This is a genomic window from Burkholderia sp. Ac-20345, from assembly GCF_017104825.1.
Taxonomy (GTDB): Bacteria; Pseudomonadota; Gammaproteobacteria; order Burkholderiales; family Burkholderiaceae; genus Burkholderia; species Burkholderia lata_B.
Window position 1 is genome coordinate 1 of record NZ_JAAGPO010000079.1, and the last position, 14,911, is coordinate 14,911.

Genomic DNA, 14,911 nt, shown 5'->3' on the forward strand with positions numbered 1-14,911 from the left:
ATACCCGATAGCTCCCACTCTTCCCCCACACCGCGCCCTTCCGCTCTGCCGGCCGCCCCGCCCGCGCCCGCTGCGGCGCCGGTGGCCGCCGCGCAGCCTGCCGCACCGGCGGAAGGCACCGATTACGTGCAGCGGCTCGAACAGTTGAAGGCGCTGTTCGACAAGGGCCTCGTGACCGAAGACGAATATTCGCGCGCGAAGGCCGAGATCCTCGCGAAGCTCACCCGGTAAGCGTCGCGCATGTTCAGTACCTCGTGCCCCCAGTGCGGCGCGCCGGTCGAGTTTCGCTCGGCGGCGGCGGTGATGGCCGTCTGCGCGTTCTGCCGCAGCACGCTGTTCAAGCGCGGGTCCGACGTCGAACGTATCGGCGAACTGGCCACGGTGCTCGACGATGCGACGCCGATCCAGATCGGCACGGCGGGGCGCTACGACAAGCGCGCGTTCACGGTGCTCGGGCGCATCCAGATGACCTACGACGCCGGCGCGTGGAGCGAGTGGTACGTCGTGTTCGACGACGGCACGTTCGGCTGGCTGTCGGATGCATCGGGCCAGTATGCGATCACCGTGCGCGAGCCCGACGATGCGTCTGGCGGCGCGTGGCCCGCGTTCGGCACGCTGGAACCGGGCATGCGGATCGACCACGGCGGCCGCGCGTTTCTCGTGTCCGACGTGCGCACCGCGCGCTGCACGGGCGGCGACGGCGAATTGCCGTTTCGCGTCGATGCCGGCTGGGAGGCGCGCGTCGTCGACCTGCGCACCGGCAATGCATTCGCGACGTACGACTATTCCGACGCCGATGCGAACGGCGGGAGCCCGGCCGTCTATACGGGCGAAGCGCTGGCGTTTGATGCGCTCGCGTTCACCGGGCTGCGCGATACCGAAAACGATACGCGCGAGAAGCGCGGCTCGGAGATGGTGCCGTTCGCGTGCCCAAGCTGCGGCGCGCCGCTGTCGTATGCGCCGAACGTGGCCGACTACGTGGTGTGCGGCAGTTGCCATGCGGGCGTGCAGTGCACGGCCGAGCAGCAGACCGTGTTCGCGGCGCAGCGCAAGCTCGAGGCGGTGAAGGGTGCGCTGGAGCTCGGCGCGATCGGCACGTTCGACGGCGTGAAGTACACGGTGATCGGGATGATGCGTTGCCGTGTGCCGGGCGACGAAGAGACGTGGGACGAATACCTGCTGCTGAACCCGAAGCGCGGGTTCCTGTGGCTCGTGCAGAGCGAAGGGCGCTGGGAGCGCGTGCAGGTGCTCGACCAATGGCCGACGATCGGCAGCGAGTCCGACGTGACCGACGGCGACAAGACCTACCGCCTGCGCGAGGAATACGACTCGGAGGTCGTCTATGTGGTCGGTGCGTTCAACTGGCGCGTGCAGGTCGGCGATCGCACGTCGATCATCGACTACGGCTGGCAGAAGGACAAGCTGACGCGCGAGCGCAGCGACGCGGAGATCGTCTGGTCGCGCGCGCGGCCGCTGTCGGGCAGTACGCTTGCCGAACGCTTCGGCACGCCGGCGCTCGCGACCGCCGCGGCTGCGGCGGCTACGGGCGCCACTGCGTCGACGGGCCTGTTCGGCCGGAAAGGCCCGCACAGTTTCGCGCCGCTGCCGCTCGTGTTCAGCGCGTTGCTCGTGATCCTGAACATGGGCTCGCTGTTCTCGTTCAGCGGCCGCTCCGTCTACGTGTTGGTCGGCCTGCTGGTGCTATGGCTGCCTGAATGGCTGTGGAAGAGCTTTGCGTCGGACGGGGGCAACGCGTGATCCGGTTCATCCTCTACGGCATCTACGGCCTGATCGTCGTCACGCTGTTCAGCTGCGCATCGATCGGCGGCAGCGGGTCGGGCGGCAGCGGCTGGGGCAGTTCGTCGGCTCGCAGCGGCTACTCGTCGTACGGGTCGCACAAATGACCGCGCGCGACGGGATCGCGCCACCGCGCGCGACGTTCGGTTCGCACGTGCTGGCCGATCTGGTCGGCATCGACGCGGCGCTGCTGCGCGATGCGGCGCGGCTCGAGGCGCTTCTCACCGAAGCGGCACAAAAGGCGGGCGCGCGCGTGATCGGCGCGCATTTCCATCATTTCGGCGGCGAGCATGGCGTGACGGGTGTCGTGCTGCTGGCCGAATCGCACATCACGATCCACACGTGGCCCGAGCATCGCTTCGCGGCCGTCGACGCGTTCATGTGCGGCGCGGCGTGTGCGGCCGATGCGGTCGATGCGATCGCCGCGGCGCTCGGCACGCAGGCGCAAGTCCGGCAGCAGGTTGCGCGCGGCGGCGCGGCGACGTGAGCGGGTAATTCACTTTCTTTACCGATATGCGTAACAGAATCCGATTCGCCGCATTGCTCGGCGCGGCGCTGCTCGCCGGCAACGCTGCCGCAGATGTGCCGCCGAAGCCGCCCGGGCCGGTCGGGCCGGTCGTGATGGTTCACTTCGATTACTACGAGAAGGACAAGGCGCGCCTTCATGCGCTGGAGCAGCGGCTGGATCGCGCGGTGAAACAGGCAGGGGCCGGTGAACTGGGCGAGACCGAGCTGCATCGCGACGGCAACGACGGTTATCTGTACTTCTATGGTACGAGCGCCGACCGTCTGTACGTGATCGCGCGCCCGATCCTGAAATCGTCAGGATGGCTGACCGGTACGGAGGTCACGCTGCGCCGCGATGCGGGGGCGGAAACGTTCCCGTTGCGCGGGGACGGTGCGCGTTAGTGCGTCGCCATCGCGCCCCGTGACGGCGCCGGCCCGTCGATTCCTGCCCGGGCGGACGCGCGTCGCGCGACGCCCGCTAACGCTCGAACCGGAACGATGACACGCTGTGCAGCGTCGCGTCGTCAGTGCCGACGATACCCTGCGTATTCGCGACGGCCGCGCGCTTGCCGTTGCTCAGCACCGCCCAGTAGCATTCGCCGCCGGCCGCGTGAAAGCCGGTTTCCGGATCGCTGATGCCGCACGTGATCGTCGCTCGCATGCCGCGCCAGCCGGCGCCGGAGAAGCGTTCGACCTCTTGCGGCGTGCCGCGACCGTACGTCGACATCCATTTGCCGTCATCCTGCGGCTCGAAACCGGCTTCCTTTTCCGCAACGGGTTCGAGCGCGCCGTCGACGATCTCGAACGCGATGAAATAGCTGCTGTTCGTCATGTTGCGGCCGACGACCGCGACGCAGCGGTCGCCGCCGATTTCAGGGCACGGCTTCTTGATCTGGCGGTTCCCGAGGTACTCGAACGAGATGCCGAGCGCCGGGTCGCGATAGGTTTTCCAGCCTGCGTGTTTCACTTGCTTCAGCGCTGCGGTACGGTCGCGGTAAGCGGTGGCGATGCACGCTGCATCGGCGCACGCATCGCGTTGCGCGAGCCATGCGCGTTGCGACCGGACCACGGCCTGCTGGTCGGCCGCAATGTCGATCGCGTTGTAGTAGGCGCCTGCCAGTGTGCTGTCAGCCGACACGAGCGCCTTGTCGCTGCAAATCAGGCGATCGGTGCGCGTCTTCGCGCGCGAGCAGTCGATGCTGTCGGCGTGCGCCGGCAACGAGAGGCCGATGGCGGCCAGCATGAGACCAACGCGGATGCCGAACACGGATCGCTCCTGATGGGGTTCGAGCGGCGGCCGTCGCGCCGCCGTCAGGTGACACAGCGGCGCACGCGGTTCGCGAAGCGTTGAACCCATGCGCCGTGCTGCAAGATACAACGACGTGAAATCAGCGATTGATCTGGTCCGCCGAGATCAGCTCGGCCACCAGTACCGGTGCCGGCCCCTGCAGGTAGTACTCGTGCTCGAGCGGTTCACGCAGCTTCATGAAGGTTTCCGCGCCGATCTGCATCGTTTCGCCCGCATGCATGCGCGCGCCGCTTTCCAGCAGGTAATGCATCACGTTGTTGAAGATGCCCGAATAGCGTTCGCCCTCGTGATGACCTTCCGCGAGCGCGGCGAAATCGGGCAGGCCGAACACGTCGGCGCCATAGGTGCGCATCCACACGCCGTCGACGCCTTCGACTTCGTATTTCACGAAGCCGCAGAAGAACAGGTTCAGCGGGATATCCCGGAGCACTTCGAGGCTTTCCTCGCCGAGTTCCTTCGCATTGAAGACGCCGGCCGGCAGCGACGTGTGCGCATGCTCGTTCAACACCGCGAGGCCGTTCTGTTCGGCCAGCGCGCCGGCGACGGCCGCCAGTGCGACATACTGGTCGAGCGGATTCGCTTCGTGTCCGGCGTAGTAGAGGATCACGTGGCTGCGGCTTGCGCGCACCTGCTGCTTCAGGTCCTGCCCGTAGTGGGCCGGCGCGACACACACTTCCAGTGCCTCGGACGGATAGGGCGCGTCGAAGCCGACGAGCCGGACGACGTGGTTGCCCCAGCCGGCGAGCCCGAATACCTGCTCCAGCGTCGGCTCGGTTTCGACGCGCGCCTGCTTCATGCTCGGGTGGTACGCGCGCAGTGCGGCCGTCAGCGCGGCGATATCGACCTGCAGCGGGCCGTCGAAGACGACCGCCACGCTCAGCGGATTCTCGACGTCGGGTGCCGCGACCAGCGCGACGGGGTTTTCGGGTTCTTCCTTGCGGCCAAAGAATCGGGATATCAGGCTCATCGGATTGTGTTCGTGTCGAAGCCGTTTCAGGGACGTGTGCCCCGTTCTCTCGGTCGGGGCTTGCCGTCAGGGTGACGGCCGCCCGTAGTTTCCCCGGGTTCGACGAATCTGGCAAATGCGCGGTGAAGGCCCGACGGCGCGGCAATGGCGCGTTCGAACACTTTCGGGAGGAGGTGGTGTGGACAAGCCGGGCCGTGCAGCCCGTGGCCGCCGGTCAGCGCGGCAGCGCTTCGGCTTCGGCCCAGCGCTTGAACGAATCGAGACGCCGGCGCGTCTGCACGAGATAGAACGCGCCGATCAGCGGTTCGAGCAGCCAGCGCAGCCAGGCCGGCTGAACGCGGAAGTGGTACGTGAATTTCACCTCGGTCGTGCCGGGCGTGTGCTCGGTGAAGTTCCAGCTGCCGCTGAAGCGCTCGAGCACTTTCGGCCCGTCGACCATTTCGACGGCGGCGACCTGCGGTGGACGGTACGAGATATAGCGCGACACCATCGTCGCGCCCGACTGGCTGCGGCAGAACGCATCGACGCCGACGTCGGCCGTCATGCCGTCGAGCAGATAGGCGTCGGTGAGGAAGCTGTCCCACACGAGCCGCCGCGCGTAATCCTGCGACCACGTGAAGAGGCGTCTGCGATCGACGCCGACGGTCCGGCTGACTGAGATCCTCATGATGGCGGGCGCGATGGCGCGGATTGGGATGGAATCGAGTGTAACCCGCCAATGCCGCGCATTTCTTCAGACTTGGTCAAGTCGAGGATGGGCTCGATTGACGCACCCCGGGATTTCCCCTAGGATTCACTGCAACCCTTCGGGAAAGACCCGAAGCGTTTCAATCTCTTGAGGGAGCCTCATGAGTACGCAACAGAACCGGCGCTTCGACGCGCTCGTTTTCATTGGTCGTTTCCAGCCTCCGCATCGTGGTCACCTGAACGTGCTGAAGTCGGCACTGAGCCGGGCCGAGCGCGTGTGCGTGCTGATCGGATCGACCGACAAGCCCCGCACCATCAAGGATCCGTTCTCGTTCGACGAGCGCCGCCAGATGCTGGCTTCGCTGCTCGACGCGTCCGAGCGCGACCGCGTCACGGTCGCGCCGTTGCAGGATTCGACCTACAACGACGGCGACTGGGTGCGCTGGGTGCAGGACGCCGTCGCGTCTGCACTCGGCGATATTGCACAGCGCAAGGTCGGGCTGATCGGCCACGAAAAGGACGCCACTTCGTATTACCTGCGGATGTTCCCGCAATGGGAGCTCGTCGACGTCGACGCGACGGAAGACATTTCCGCCACTGAAATCCGCGACCAGTATTTCGCCGAACGCACCAACAGCTTCGTGCAGTGGGCCGTGCCGGAACCCGTGTTCGGCTGGCTCGAGCGTTTCCGCACACAGCCGGAATTCGCGCAGCTGAAGTCGGAAGCCGAATTCATCGCCGGGTATCGCAAGGCGTGGGCGGCCGCGCCGTATCCCGTCACGTTCGTGACGGTCGACGCGGTGGTCGTGCACTCGGGCCATATCCTGCTCGTGCGCCGCCGCAGCGAGCCGGGCCGCGGCCTGTGGGCGCTGCCGGGCGGGTTCGTGAACCAGGACGAGCGGCTCGACGCGGCCTGTATCCGCGAACTGCGCGAGGAGACCGGCCTGAAGCTGCCGGAGCCCGTGCTGCGCGGCTCGATCAAGGATCGCCAGGTGTTCGATCACCCGACGCGTTCGCTGCGCGGCCGCACGATCACGCACGCGTGCCTGTTCAACTTCCCGACCGGCGAGCTGCCGCGCGTGAAGGGCAGCGACGACGCCGACAAGGCGCGCTGGGTGCCGCTGAACGAATTTGCGCAGATGCGCAGCGTGATGTTCGAGGATCACTTCGACATCGCGTATCACTTCCTGGGGAAGCTGTGATCCGCTGATTCCCCGCACTTCGGTCCGCCGCGACAGACGCGGCGGCACTTCAACGGCCTAGAGGAGCTCTAGCCATGCAAGACGATCTCGGCGGCTTTGCCGCGGTTCTCGCCAATCCGATTCTCAACACGGATTCGTACAAGGCTTCCCACTTCCTGCAATATCCGCCCGACGCGTCGGCGATGTTCTCGTACGTCGAATCGCGCGGCGGCCGCTACGACCGCACGGTGTTCTTCGGCCTGCAGATGCTGCTGAAGGAGTATCTGTGCAAGCCGATCACGCACGCGATGATCGACGAAGCGCGCGATTTCTTCACGGTGCACGGCGAGCCGTTCAACGAAGCGGGGTGGCGATACATCGTCGAACGCTACGACGGCTACCTGCCGGTGAAGATCCGCGCGGTGCCCGAGGGCTCGGTCGTACCGGTGCACAACGTGCTGATGACGGTCGAATGCGACGACCCGCAGGTGTTCTGGCTCGCGTCGTATCTCGAGACGATGTTGCTGCGCGTGTGGTATCCGGTGACGGTCGCGACGCGCAGCTGGCACCTGCGGCAGACGATCCGCCGCTTCCTCGAAAAGACCGACGACGATCTCGCGCAACTGCCGTTCAAGCTGCACGACTTCGGCGCGCGCGGCGTATCGAGCGCGGAGTCGGCCGCGATCGGCGGCGCGGCGCACCTCGTGAACTTCATGGGTTCGGACACGGTGCTCGGCGTGCTGGCCGCGAACCGCTTCTATCGCGAGCCGATGGCCGCGTACTCGGTGCCGGCGGCCGAGCACAGCACGATCACGTCGTGGGGCCGCGAACACGAAGCCGATGCGTACCGGAACATGATTCGCCGATTTGGCCTGCCTGGTGCGATCGTGTCGGTCGTGTCGGACTCCTACGATCTGTTCGCCGCGCTCGATCTGTGGGGCGGCGAGCTTCGGCAGGCCGTGCTCGATTCGGGCGCGACACTGGTCGTGCGTCCCGATTCGGGCGACCCCGTGGCGATCGTGCTGCAGACCGTGCGTGCGCTCGACGAATCGTTCGGCTCGACCGTGAACGGCAAGGGGCGGCGCGTGCTGAATCGCGTGAGGGTGATTCAGGGCGATGGTGTCGACGAGCTGTCGATCGATGCGATTCTTTCCGCGCTGGACGACGCGGGTTATGCGGCCGGCAACGTCGTGTTCGGCATGGGCGGCGCGCTGCTGCAGCAGGTGAACCGCGATACGCAGCGCTTCGCGATGAAGTGCTCGGCGATCCGGCGCGGCGGCGTGTGGCACGACGTCCGCAAGGATCCGGTCACCGACCAGGGCAAGCGCTCGAAGAAGGGACGGCTCACGCTGCTGCGCAGTTTCCGCACCGGTGAGTATCGGACGACGACGCTGCCCGCCGCGTGGGACGACCGGATGCTGGAAGGCGAATGGGAGGAAGCGCTGGTAACGGTGTTCGATACGGGGCGGTTGCTCGTCGATACGTCGTTTGCGGAAGTGCGGGCGAGGGCGCACGCGGGGGAGGTGTGAAGTGGGCGGGGGAGGCATCAAACCTCCCCCGCTGTCCGCTTCGAGCATTTACCGGTCGTTCGCCTCCACCGGCACGCTGCCGCGTTCGTCCACCCGCACCGCCTCCATCGCCCGCGCCAGCGCATCGAACACCGCCGGCCCCTTGCAGCGCGACACGTTGAAACGCAGGTACGACGTCGCGCTGTGCGACGCGCTGAACACGTTGCCGGGCGCGAGCACCACATCGTGGTCCAGCGCTTGGCGCGCGACACGCGCGGCGTCGAGCCCGTCGGGCAATTCCGCCCACACGAGCAGGCCGCCGCGCGGCTCCGTCCAGATCCGCAGCCCGGCGCGTGTGAGACGTCGGAGCGTTTCGCCCATCGCGTCCGCGAGGCGCGTGCGCAGGCTGTCGACGTGGCGACGGTACGTGCCGTCGACGAGCAGCCGGTGTACGACGTTCGCGCCGATCTGCGCATGGCCGAACGACGTCGCGAGCTTCAGGTCGACGAGTGCCTCGATCCATTCCGGGCGCGCGGCGACATAGCCGCAGCGGATCGCGGCCGACAGTGTCTTCGAGAAGCTGCCGATCGACACGACGCGCGACAACCCGTCGAAGGCCGCGAGACGCGGCGCGGGCGTGCTCTCGAAATCCGCGAAGATGTCGTCCTCGACGATCAGCAGGCCATGCTCGGCCGCGAGCGTCAGCAGCCGGTGCGCGACGGGTGCCGAGAGTGTCGCGCCGGTCGGGTTGTGCAGCGCCGCGTTGGTGATGTACAGGCGCGGCCGGTGCTCGGCGAGCACCTGCTCGAAGCGTGCGAGATCGGGGCCGTTCGGCGTATACGGGACGCTGACGATCCGCGCACGGTGCGCGCGCAGCAGCGCCTGGAAGTTGAAGTAGCACGGATCGTCGAGCACGACCGTGTCGCCCGGCTCCAGCAGCAGGCGGCAGACGAGATCGAGTGCGTGCGAGCCGCCGTCGGTCAGCATGATCTGCGCGGGTTCGGCCTGGACGCCGTGTTGCGCGAGCCGCCATGCGAGCTGCTGGCGCATCGCGGGCAGGCCGAGCGGCGTTGCGTAGTCGGTCAGTGCGTCGGATTCGTCGCGCGACGCGGCGCGCAGCGCGCGGCGCAGGCTCTCGTCCGGCAGCCACGACGGCGGTAGCCATCCGCACCCGGGCTTCACGGACGTCGGCGCGGCCTCGAGCGACTGGCGCGACAGCCACAGCGGGTCGAGCCCGCGATCGAGGCGCGGGCCGAGATCGGCGAGCGCGAGCGGCGGCGCGTGCCCCGACACATAGAACCCCGAGCCGCGCCGCGCGACGAGCACGCCTTCGCTCGCGAGCCGCTCGTATGCATCGACGACGGTCGATTTCGACACGCCCAGCCCGTCCGCCATCATCCGGATCGAGGGCACGCGCGCGCCGGGCATCAGCGCACGGCTCGCGATCCGTGCGCGCAACGTATCCATCACGGTTTCCACGCGCGTGCGCGACGGGGTGGGCGGAACGGGAAGCGGGGTGGCCTGGCTCATGACGAAGAATGAACTGTACGGCCGGTTGTCCAGTACAGTTTGTCCGAATTGTATTGGGCTGTAGCTTACGCGCTTTTCACGGGCGGCGGATCATCGGTGATCCCTATTCTCCGTTCAGGATTTCCCGTGCAAAAGACGACCGACGGATGGCTCAGCGGCTTGCTGGGCGTGATCATCTTCAGTGGCTCGCTGCCCGCGACGCGTATCGCGGTGCAGGGGCTCGACCCGCTGTTCCTCACATTCGCGCGCGCGACGATCGCCGGCGCGCTCGGCCTGCTGCTGCTCGTCGTGCTGAAGCAGCGCCGGCCGACGCGTGCCGAAGCCGTGTCGCTGGCGATCGTCGCGCTCGGGGTCGTGGTCGGTTTTCCGCTGCTGACGGCGCTCGCGCTGAAGCACGTGACCTCCGCGCACGCGATCGTGTTCGTCGGGCTGCTGCCGCTCGCGACCGCATTGTTCGGCGTGTGGCGCGGCGGCGAACGGCCGCAGCTGCCGTTCTGGATCTTCTCGATCGTCGGCAGTGGTGCGGTGGCCGCGTTTGCGCTGCGTAACGGCGGCCAGGCGTCGGTGGTGGGCGATGCGCTGATGCTGGCCGCGATCGTCGCGTGCGGGCTGGGCTATGCGGAAGGCGCACGCCTGTCGCGCCAGCTCGGCGGGTGGCAGGTGATCTCGTGGGCGCTCGTGCTGTCGCTGCCGCTGATGCTGCCGCTCACGTGGCTCACATGGCCCGCGTCGTTCGACGGCGTCGATGCCGCCGCGTTGTGGGGGCTCGCGTACGTATCGCTGTTCAGCATGCTGATCGGCTTCGTGTTCTGGTATCGCGGGCTCGCGCTCGGCGGGATCGCAGGCGTCGGCCAGTTGCAGTTGCTGCAGCCGTTCTTCGGCCTGCTGCTGGCGGCCGGGCTGCTGCACGAGACGGTGCCGCCGTCGATGGTCGTCGTGACGGTCGTTGTGGTCGGCTGCGTGGCGGGCGCGAAGTATTTCTCGAAGATGGCGCCCGTGCAGCGCGCGGGCTGACGCGCACGCCTGAACGCGTGTGCGGGCACGACCCGTCGAAGGCGCGCCCGCTCGCGCTCAGTCGTCCGGCGTGCACACGCGCAAGCGGTGGCCGTCCGGGTCGAGCGCGACGAACGTCAGCCCGAACACGGCCGTCATGGGCGCCTGCTCGAACGGCACGCCGAGTGCCTTCCACGCCTCGTACAGGCGCCGGACTTCGCGGTCGTCGTCGACCATGAATGCCAGCTCCGAACGGTGGCCGGCGCCGCCCGACACGAAATCGCGCGCGCTGGTCGACCACAGGCCCAGATGCAGCCCGTTGTCGAACGTGAATGCCGCATAGGTGGGAAACGCGGCGACGGGCGGGCGTCCGAACAGGCGCTCGTAGAACTGCGCGCTGCGCGCCGGGTCCTCGACATACAGAAGAACGAGATTCGGGGAAGTCATGCTGAGCCGTCCTGGGATCGATTAAGATGCGTCCCATTCTATGAATGGATGCTGCCAGAAAGTGGCAGCATGGAACGATGACGCGTGCCGAACGATTGCTCTCGCTGCTGCAGGTGCTGCGGCGCCACCGCCGCCCGGTGAGCGGCCGCGTGCTGGCCGGGGAACTCGGCATCAGCCTCCGGACGGTCTATCGCGATATCGCGTCGCTGCAGGCGCAGGGGGCGGATATCGACGGCGAGCCCGGTGTCGGCTATGTGCTGCGTGCCGGGTTCATGCTGCCGCCGCTGATGTTCTCGCAGACGGAACTGGAAGCGCTGATGCTCGGCTTTCGCTGGGTCGGGAAGTTTGCGGATGCACAGCTCACGACGGCTGCTGCCGATGCACTCGCGAAGATTTCAGCAGTGTTGCCGGCCGAGCTGCGCCGCGAGATGGAATGCACGACGCTGCTCGTCGGCCCGCGCACGATCGTGGATCGGGAAATGGTCGACATGGGTGTCGTGCGCGCGGCGATCCGTACCGAAAGCAAGCTCGGGATCCGCTACGCGAGCGAAGGCCGGAAAACGCCCGACGAACGGATCGTGTGGCCGTTCGCGCTCGGTTACTTCAATGATGTACGGATCCTGGCGGCGTGGTGCGAAGGCCGGAACGATTTCCGGCATTTCCGGACGGATCGCATCGTCGCGCTGGAACCGCTGGATACGCGTTACCCGCGGCGGCGCGCGGCCTTGCTGAAGGCGTGGCGCGCAGCGGGCGCCGATGTGCGCGTGACGGTGAGGTAGTGTGCGGGCAGTGCGACGAACGGGCCGCGCGTCGCGCGTCCCGTTCCATGCCGTCAGGCGACGGCACCCGCCTGCGTGCTTACGCGACGTGCGCCACCCCGTACTGCGAAGACAGATACCGCCGGATATCGGCCGGCGAATCGATGAAGCGCCGGCCGTCGTGCTCGCGAATTGCGAGTGTGCCGTCGTTCGGCGTCTGTCCGTCGCCGAGCACGAGTACCGGCGCCGACTGGTTGTCCGCGCCGATCAGCACGACGATCGGCTGGCGCGGCCGCGGTGCGTCGATGTATTCGACGTCGACGGCGTCGCGCAATCGCGGATAGAAGCTCAGCAGTCCCTCGACGGAAACCGAATCGCCGCAGTAGAACGGACCTTCGGACTCCTTGAAGAAATTGGGACGGAGAATGAAAAGCTTGTCTTTCATGATGGTCTCGCTAAGGGTTGGGGAAACCGGTGAATAAAACGTGATGCGGTGGTGCTACATCGCCGGACGTCAGGCTTCCGCGAGCGCGGCGGCGCGCATCCGTGCGAAACCGGCGGCGAGGTCGGCGATCATGTCGTCGGGATGCTCGAGCCCCGCGTGAATCCGCAGCAGCGGGCCGGCCGCGGCCCATTGCGTGGCGGTGCGATGGCGCGACGGGTTCGACGGAATGATCAGGCTTTCGAAGCCACCCCAGCTATATCCCATGCCGAAGCACGTCAGTCCGTCGAGCAGCGCACGCACCGCATCGTCGGGCTGCGGATGCAGCACCATGCCGAATAGCCCGCATGCGCCGGTGAAATCGCGCTGCCACAGCGTGTGGCCCGGATCGCCGTGCCTTGCCGGATACAGGATTTGCGCGACTTCCGGCTGTTGCGCGAGCCATTCGATCAGCGCATGCGCGTTACGCTGGTGCCGTTCGAGCCGGACCGACAGCGTGCGCAGGCCGCGCAGCGCGAGATAGGCGTCGTCGCCGCTGACGGTCATCCCGAGTTGCCGGTAGAAGCGGGTGACTTTCGGCGCGAGCGCCTCGGTCGTCAGGATCGCTCCCATCAGCACGTCGGAGTGTCCGGCGATGTATTTGGTCGCGGCGTGAATCGATACATCGACGCCATGCGAGAACGAGCGGAAATTCAGCGGCGTGCCCCACGTGTTGTCGAGCAGCACGACCGCGCCGTGCCGGTGCGCGACGCGGCTGATGGCCGGAATATCCTGTACCTCGAAGGTGAGCGAGCCCGGCGATTCGGCGAATACCGCACGCGTGTTCGGCCGCATCAGCGACGCGATGTCCGCGCCGATCGTCGGATCGTAGTAAGTCGTTGCGATACCGAGGCGCGCCAGCGTTTCGTCGCAAAACGAACGGGTCGGGTCGTACACGGAGTCGGCCATCAGCAGATGGTCGCCCGGATTCAGCACCGCGAGCAGTGCGGTCGTGATGGCGCTAAGGCCGCTCGGTGTCAGCAGGGCGGCGTGCGCGCCTTCGAGCCGCGCGAGCGCTTTCTCGAGCGCGCGCGTGGTCGGGCTGCCGTGGCGCCCGTATGCGAGTGGCGTGCCGCGTACGGCGTCGAGCGCGTCGGTACCATGAAAGAGCAGCGTCGACTGCCGGTAGACGGGCGGGTTCACGGGCGAACCGGGCTGGCCGTGCGAGCGGCCTTCATGGGCGAGAACGGTGTCGGTCGAATGCAGGTGGTTCAAGATGTCTCCTTTGAGTGTCGATCAATCGAAGCGGGGCAGTCGTCGCGCGGTCAATGCAGGATCTTGTCGAGGAAGTCGCGCGCGCGTTCGGAGCGCGGCGCCGCGAAGAACCGGTCGCTGGCCGCGTCCTCGACCACCGCGCCCTGGTCCATGAAGATCACGCGATGCGCGACCTTCCGCGCAAAGCCCATTTCATGCGTCACGCAGACCATCGTCATGCCGTCGCGCGCGAGCTCGACCATCACGTCGAGCACTTCGTTGATCATCTCAGGATCGAGCGCGGAGGTCGGTTCGTCGAACAGCATCGCGACTGGGTTCATCGACAGTGCGCGTGCGATCGCGACGCGCTGCTGCTGCCCGCCGGACAACTGCCCCGGATACTTGTGCGCGTGCGCCTTCAGGCCGACGCGATCGAGCAGCTTCATGCCGTTCTCGACGGCCTCGTCCTTGCGGCGGCCGAGCACCTTGACCTGCGCGAGTGTCAGGTTTTCAGTGATCGACAGGTGCGGAAACAGTTCGAAGTGCTGAAACACCATGCCGACCCGGGCGCGTAATTGCGCAAGCTTCGCGGCGGGATCGCCGAGCCGCGTGCCGTCGACGGTGATGCTGCCTTTCTGGAACGGTTCGAGACCGTTGATCGTCTTGATCAGCGTCGATTTTCCGGAGCCCGACGGCCCGCACACGACGACCACCTCGCCCTTCGAGACTGCCGCGCTGCATGCCGAGAGCACCTGGTGCTTGCCATACCATTTCGATACGTTGTCGAGCGTAATCATGTTCTGTCCGTCGATGGAGTTCATGTGAATGCCGGGTGCGTGTTCAATGCGTGGACGGCAGCGCGAGGCGCGTCTCGACGCGACCCTGCAGCCGCGTGAGCAGCGTGCTCAGCACCCAGTAGATCGCGGCGGCGGCGAGATAGAGCGGCAGCGGCTGGAACGTCGCTGCGATCACCTCCTGCGTCGAGCGCAGCAATTCGGTGACGGTGATCACGGAGACCAGCGACGTGTCCTTGATCAGGCTGATCAGCGTGTTGCCGAGACTCGGCACCGCGAGACGCAGCGCTTGCGGACAGACGACGTAGCGCAGCGTCTGCACGTGCGTGAGACCGAGACTGTGTGCGGCCGCCCATTGCCCGCGGCCGATGCCGAGAATCGCGCCGCGCATGCTCTCCGACAGATAGGCGCCTGCGTTGAGCGTCAGCGTGAAGATGCCGGCCGTCGTGGGATCGAGCGTGATGCCGAGGTCGGGCAGCCCGTAATAGACGACGAACATCTGCACGAGCAGCGGCGTGCCGCGCATCAGGCTGACGTAGCCTTGCGCGAGGCTTGCGGCTAGCCGGTTGCTGCCGATGCGCATGATCGCGATCACGAGCCCGACGACGAGCCCCAACGCCATCGACGCGACGGCAAACTTCAGCGTGAGCATGGCACCCTTGACCATCACGGGCAGCGTATGTACGACCAGTTGGAGTGCTTCCATTGCGTGTCTCCTGATTGTGTGCCGGACGGCCCGCGCGTTCGTGCATTCATGC

Annotated in this window: 18 protein-coding genes; 9 read left to right on the forward strand and 9 right to left on the reverse strand. The window is 66.9% G+C overall.

The window, feature by feature from the left end:
• The 5 genes from G3O06_RS25955 to G3O06_RS25975 all read left to right on the forward strand — a co-directional run.
• A partial coding sequence (locus G3O06_RS25955; protein ID WP_205817939.1) for an SHOCT domain-containing protein occupies positions 1-231 on the forward strand: 231 nt, incomplete at its 5' end.
• A gap of 9 nt (positions 232-240) precedes the next feature.
• Positions 241-1,758 (forward strand): DUF4178 domain-containing protein, encoded by a 1,518-nt coding sequence (locus G3O06_RS25960; RefSeq protein ID WP_174973687.1) that lies wholly within the window; start codon positions 241-243, stop codon positions 1,756-1,758.
• Positions 1,755-1,904 carry a hypothetical protein gene (locus tag G3O06_RS25965; RefSeq protein WP_174973619.1) on the forward strand — a complete coding sequence of 50 codons (150 nt, stop codon included), beginning with the start codon at positions 1,755-1,757 and terminating at the stop codon, positions 1,902-1,904. Before G3O06_RS25960 ends, G3O06_RS25965 begins: the two co-directional genes overlap by 4 nt.
• On the forward strand, positions 1,901-2,284 hold the full coding sequence (gene speD / locus G3O06_RS25970; protein ID WP_205817940.1) for an adenosylmethionine decarboxylase: 384 nt from the start codon (positions 1,901-1,903) through the stop codon (positions 2,282-2,284). The genes G3O06_RS25965 and speD overlap by 4 nt, the downstream gene beginning before the upstream one ends.
• A 26-nt stretch (positions 2,285-2,310) precedes the next feature.
• Positions 2,311-2,706: a hypothetical protein gene (locus tag G3O06_RS25975; protein WP_205817941.1), complete on the forward strand. Its 396-nt coding sequence runs from the start codon at positions 2,311-2,313 to the stop codon at positions 2,704-2,706.
• Between the two features lie 76 nt (positions 2,707-2,782).
• Here the strand turns inward: G3O06_RS25975 and G3O06_RS25980 are convergent, their stop codons facing one another.
• From G3O06_RS25980 to G3O06_RS25990, 3 genes are all read right to left on the reverse strand, one after another.
• Positions 2,783-3,661, reverse strand: a complete 879-nt coding sequence (locus G3O06_RS25980; protein WP_205817942.1) for a lysozyme inhibitor LprI family protein — start codon at positions 3,659-3,661, stop codon at positions 2,783-2,785.
• Positions 3,662-3,692: 31 nt separating this feature from the next.
• On the reverse strand, positions 3,693-4,580 hold the full coding sequence (locus tag G3O06_RS25985) for a DUF4261 domain-containing protein (RefSeq protein WP_205817943.1): 888 nt from the start codon (positions 4,578-4,580) through the stop codon (positions 3,693-3,695).
• Between the two features lie 214 nt (positions 4,581-4,794).
• Positions 4,795-5,247, reverse strand: coding sequence for an SRPBCC family protein (locus G3O06_RS25990; protein WP_174915098.1), 453 nt, complete (start codon positions 5,245-5,247; stop codon positions 4,795-4,797).
• Positions 5,248-5,428: 181 nt separating this feature from the next.
• Between G3O06_RS25990 and G3O06_RS25995 the strand changes: the two genes are divergently transcribed.
• Both G3O06_RS25995 and G3O06_RS26000 read left to right on the forward strand, forming a co-directional pair.
• Positions 5,429-6,469, forward strand: coding sequence for a bifunctional nicotinamide-nucleotide adenylyltransferase/Nudix hydroxylase (locus G3O06_RS25995; RefSeq protein ID WP_046548352.1), 1,041 nt, complete (start codon positions 5,429-5,431; stop codon positions 6,467-6,469).
• 74 nt (positions 6,470-6,543) lie between these two features.
• Complete coding sequence (locus G3O06_RS26000; RefSeq protein WP_175000727.1) at positions 6,544-7,977, forward strand: nicotinate phosphoribosyltransferase; 1,434 nt, start codon at positions 6,544-6,546, stop codon at positions 7,975-7,977.
• A gap of 48 nt (positions 7,978-8,025) precedes the next feature.
• Here the strand turns inward: G3O06_RS26000 and G3O06_RS26005 are convergent, their stop codons facing one another.
• Positions 8,026-9,486, reverse strand: a complete 1,461-nt coding sequence (locus G3O06_RS26005) for a PLP-dependent aminotransferase family protein (protein WP_205817944.1) — start codon at positions 9,484-9,486, stop codon at positions 8,026-8,028.
• Positions 9,487-9,612: 126 nt separating this feature from the next.
• Here G3O06_RS26005 and G3O06_RS26010 point away from each other — a divergent pair, with 126 nt between their 5' ends.
• On the forward strand, positions 9,613-10,500 hold the full coding sequence (locus tag G3O06_RS26010) for a DMT family transporter (protein ID WP_174915092.1): 888 nt from the start codon (positions 9,613-9,615) through the stop codon (positions 10,498-10,500).
• A gap of 57 nt (positions 10,501-10,557) precedes the next feature.
• On the opposite strand, the gene G3O06_RS26015 is transcribed toward G3O06_RS26010, so the two are convergent.
• Positions 10,558-10,926 (reverse strand): VOC family protein, encoded by a 369-nt coding sequence (locus tag G3O06_RS26015; protein ID WP_174980776.1) that lies wholly within the window; start codon positions 10,924-10,926, stop codon positions 10,558-10,560.
• Between the two features lie 77 nt (positions 10,927-11,003).
• Between G3O06_RS26015 and G3O06_RS26020 the strand changes: the two genes are divergently transcribed.
• Entirely contained in the window at positions 11,004-11,705 is a 702-nt protein-coding gene (locus G3O06_RS26020; protein WP_205817945.1) for a YafY family protein, read from the forward strand.
• 79 nt (positions 11,706-11,784) lie between these two features.
• Here G3O06_RS26020 and G3O06_RS26025 read toward each other — a convergent pair whose 3' ends face one another.
• The 4 genes from G3O06_RS26025 to G3O06_RS26040 all read right to left on the reverse strand — a co-directional run bounded on the left by G3O06_RS26025 (position 11,785) and on the right by G3O06_RS26040 (position 14,859).
• Positions 11,785-12,129: a DUF3088 domain-containing protein gene (locus G3O06_RS26025; RefSeq protein ID WP_205817946.1), complete on the reverse strand. Its 345-nt coding sequence runs from the start codon at positions 12,127-12,129 to the stop codon at positions 11,785-11,787.
• A 69-nt stretch (positions 12,130-12,198) separates the two neighbouring features.
• Positions 12,199-13,380, reverse strand: a complete 1,182-nt coding sequence (gene metC / locus G3O06_RS26030) for a cystathionine beta-lyase (RefSeq protein ID WP_205817947.1) — start codon at positions 13,378-13,380, stop codon at positions 12,199-12,201.
• Between the two features lie 50 nt (positions 13,381-13,430).
• Positions 13,431-14,156, reverse strand: a complete 726-nt coding sequence (locus tag G3O06_RS26035; RefSeq protein ID WP_174981403.1) for an amino acid ABC transporter ATP-binding protein — start codon at positions 14,154-14,156, stop codon at positions 13,431-13,433.
• Between the two features lie 43 nt (positions 14,157-14,199).
• The gene (locus G3O06_RS26040) at positions 14,200-14,859 is read right to left on the reverse strand and encodes an amino acid ABC transporter permease (protein ID WP_011354443.1); all 660 of its coding nucleotides are present in this window, start codon (positions 14,857-14,859) and stop codon (positions 14,200-14,202) included.
• Positions 14,860-14,911 lie beyond the last annotated feature (52 nt).